At 63.4% G+C, this 3,663-nt stretch carries 2 protein-coding genes and 1 pseudogene; all 3 read right to left on the reverse strand.

Annotated features, from left to right (window positions below; translation table 11 throughout):
• Window positions 1-39 precede the first annotated feature (39 nt).
• Entirely contained in the window at window positions 40-432 is a 393-nt protein-coding gene (locus EN993_RS32845; RefSeq protein ID WP_164757963.1) for a hypothetical protein, read from the reverse strand.
• A 120-nt stretch (window positions 433-552) separates the two neighbouring features.
• Entirely contained in the window at window positions 553-2,703 is a 2,151-nt protein-coding gene (locus tag EN993_RS32850; RefSeq protein ID WP_164757964.1) for a ParB/RepB/Spo0J family partition protein, read from the reverse strand.
• Between the two features lie 324 nt (window positions 2,704-3,027).
• Window positions 3,028-3,663: pseudogene (locus tag EN993_RS32855) on the reverse strand (DUF932 domain-containing protein); the annotation flags it as partial.

Genomic DNA, 3,663 nt, shown 5'->3' on the forward strand with positions numbered 1-3,663 from the left:
GCCGGCACGTGGACTGGCGATGATGGGGTTTGCAGGAGTTTAGGCGGCGCGTCGCTCGGAGGAACACGAAGCGTCTCGACCAACCCCGGTGATGGCACGGACGGCGGCGGCGAGCGCCGGGATGTCGTCCAGCATGCCGAGGGCGACGAAGTGGTTGGCTCCGCCGGTATAGTCCTTGCGGCCCTTGCAGGTGCGGATCAGGATGCCGTGACCAGAGGACTGCCCGAACTGGCCGACCTGGATATAGGCACGGTCGTGGTGCAGGGTAATTTCACCGCAAACGGCGCTGCCCGCCTTGTTTGAGCGCAGGTCAAAGCTTCCCTGCGGCAGGGCAAGTTCGGCGGCGAGTTTCTTCAGCCATGAACGGGCGGTGGTGTGGAAACGTCTCTTCTGCTGCTCGTCGTAGGAGCAGGATCTTTTCCAGTCGAACATGTCGATCTCCATGAAACAAAAAACCGCCCGGGCGCGCTATGGGGATCCCGGGCTTGAGCGTGAGTTGGAACTGGATTAGGCCCGGCGGGAGTGCCGGGCCCGGTGCGAGCGTGAGGCCGGTTATTCGGCGGCCTGAAGGTGGTCGGCCTCGTCGCTGTCTATGGTCACCGGCTCATCGGAGGACGGGTCCGCATCGTCGGCGAGGAAGGCCGGCAGCTCGGCGGCATCGCCGTCGAGAGCCGCCTCGTCCGACATCTCGCTGGCGGCCGCGTCGCCAGCATCGGCAGACACTTCATCGATCTCAACGCGCAGCGGCTCTGGCAGCCAGTTCGAGCCTTCGAGAAGACGGGCAGCTTCACGGGCCATGATGTCCTTCTTCATGTGGTCGATCAGCTGCGCGGAGTCTGCGCCACGGGCTTCACGGACAGCCTGTAGAATCCGCGCCTTGGTGAGCCGCCCGAGGAACTCGACAGTGGGCGTCCACCCGGCGTCGACCATGTCGAACTGGATCGAGCGGCCAAGCACATCTACATGCTCGAGCGCCTTCGCTCGCCTGTTCCAGGGTTCGACCACCGCATTGAGGGTCAGCGAGACGCAGTGCGCGAAAAGCGCCTTGCGGCTTGCTTCATCGAGGCCGAGAAGGAAGTCCCACAGGCCTTCCGCCTCATCGGGCAAATCGCGGTCCCAAGCTTCGTGCCGCTCGGCGATCTCCTTGGCCCAGGAGGTCTCGGCAAGACCGTCAACCTGGCTGAAGCTGCCGCTCTTCATGCTGATCTCCAGGCACGTGTTCGGCGCGAAGCGATAGAAGACCTGCAAGACGAAGGCATGGAGTGCGGCGATGATGGCGATATCGACGTCGCCGGCGAGCGCGTTGCGTAGCGCCAGCGTGCGCTGCGCCGTCAGGTCGAAGACGAGCCGATCAGGGAGGGGCTTGATGCTATCGTCCTCGCCGTCGTCGCCAGAGGGGTCGTTCACCGGCTTGCCGTTGACCGCAACACCATCGCCATCGTCGTCGCCGTTGGATCGGGTTCCGCCGTCGGCGCTCCCTTCCTCGCCCTCATCGACGTCGCTGGTCCCGGTCCGCGGCTCGTCCTCGGACCGCACGAAACCGGCATCGACCTGGAGCTTGCCGTTCGCGGCGAGCGTAACGAACACCCCGGCAATGGTCTTCTGGGCGGGATCGTAGCTTTGAGGACGATCATCGATCGCATCGAGCTCGGCGCCCAGCTGGTCGAGCTTCGCCTCGATTGCTTCGTCGGCATCCTCGGCCTTGGCATAGTCCGCATCCAGCTTGTCGTATTCGGCCTTCAGCGCGTCGTAGCGTTCGATCTCCTCGGCGCTGAGCTCCTGCGCCTCGGCGTAGATGCGCCGCATGCCGGAGGTGTGGCCATAGGGAAAGCTGATCGCCGCCTCCACCCATTTCCAGCCTTCGGCGCGCATCGCCTCGGCATCCACCTTCAGCCTGTCGAAGACAAGCTGCTCGAGGAGTGCGGCATCCTGGAACCAGCCGCCGGAATCCTGCTCGAAGAGATCGCGAAGGATGACCCCGCCGGCAGCCTCATAGGCTTCGGCGCCGACATAGACGGCACGGCGATCATCGGCGCGAACGGTGGTCTCCGTCAGCAGACGCCTGATGTAATACGGTTCCTGCGTGTGCGAGCTGGAGATCCGCTCCCAGACCTGCTCCTGGCGCGCATGATCGTCGGAGATCGAAAACGCCATGATCTGTTCGAGCCGGATTTCGTCCTTCTCGTAGAGCTCGAGAAGCGTTGACGATACCGATGCCAGCCGCAGACGCTGTCTTACGGTCGCCGGCGATACGAAGAAGCGGGCGCCAATCTCCTCCGGATCGAGGCCCTGGTCGCTGAGCGTCTTGAAGGCCCGGAACTGGTCGAGCGGGTGCAGGTCGGCGCGCCGCAGATTTTCGGCAAGCGAGTCCTCCTCGGCAGAAGTTTCCTGCGCGCGGTTGACGATGCAGGGGATGGGCTCGTTCTTGGCCAGTCGCTTTTGCTTGATCAGGATGCCGAGTGCGAGATAACGCCGGCCGCCCGCGGGCACCTCGTACGTGCCGGTCTCCTCGCCCTCGCCGTCGAGCACGGGACGGACGTTCAGGCTCTGGATCAGCTTTCGCCGTCCGATGTCTTCGGCCAGCTGCTCGATCGACACGCCGTCCTTGATGCGCCGAACATTCTTCTGCGACAGCATTAGCTTGTCATAGGGAATGTTCTCCGCGGCGTTCATCGCGATCTTCTGAATGGCGTTCTTTGCCATGGTCAGGTTCTCCATGACGGGCGGCCCGGGGCCTCTCCCCGAACCTCCAAGCCCGTCATCAACCCTCACCTCCCCCCTCTGCCTCCAGGCCTCACGCCAGCGCCGCCTCCCGACTTGCAGGCTCGACATGAAGCGCTGCTGGTTTCGGCTCGCGGATCTAGACGCGGCCGAGCCGCGCCCGAGGCGCCTTCAGCATGTTGGCGTCACCGCGTCCTCCCACGAGAAAAGCACCCTCCACTTGCTTCGAAGGACCGCGCTGGGATTGATGGAGACGGTCCGGAGGCAGGCCGGCGACGAGAGTTTTCGTTGCCGGCCTGCGCAGGATCAGGCGGCGAAGTCGAGAAGCTTCTTGGCTTTGCCCTCCATGTCCAGTCGGACATCCTGATGCGGCTTGTCGCGCGCGACCCGCGTGATGCCCTGCACGAAATCAAAAATCGATTCCGGTGGTCTGCCTTCCTCCATGAGAACAGTATCGATGATCTTCGTGGTCTCGGACTTGGAGAAGCCGCGCTTGCGCAGGAAACCCTGGCGATCTTCGTCGTCTCTGGCAACGATCCGTTGCCGCGCCGTCTTGATGCCGTTGACGAATGGCATGGGCGAGGAATCGGCAAACTGGATCAGCGCCGGCTCGGCTTCCAGGGCGAAACGGGAGGCCGCGTATTTTGAGTGGCGGATAGTGATTTCCTCGAAATCTTCCACGCCCCACAGATTTCGATTCTGACACACTGCGCGCAGATAGAAGCTGGCGATCCCGAGGGTGCGGGCGCCGACTTCGGAATTCCAGCAGTAGAAGCCGCGGAAATAGAGATCCGGTTCCCCATTTGGCAGCCGCCCGGCCTCGATCGGGTTCAGATCGTCGACGAGGAACACAAAGACATCGCGATCTGACGCGTAGAGCGTCGTGGTGTCGCGGGAGATGTCGACGTGCGGATTGTAGATGCCTGTCGACCAGTCGAGCAC

The organism is Mesorhizobium sp. M7D.F.Ca.US.004.01.2.1 (assembly GCF_003997785.1).
GTDB classification, from domain to species: domain Bacteria; phylum Pseudomonadota; class Alphaproteobacteria; order Rhizobiales; family Rhizobiaceae; genus Mesorhizobium; species Mesorhizobium loti.

What these genes read in the sequence shown, in the direction of transcription:
- EN993_RS32845 (WP_164757963.1), bottom strand. Translation starts at nt 432, where the DNA reads ATGTTCGACTGGAAAAGATCCTGCTCCTACGACGAGCAGCAGAAGAGA.
- EN993_RS32850 (WP_164757964.1), bottom strand. Translation starts at nt 2,703, where the DNA reads ATGGCAAAGAACGCCATTCAGAAGATCGCGATGAACGCCGCGGAGAAC.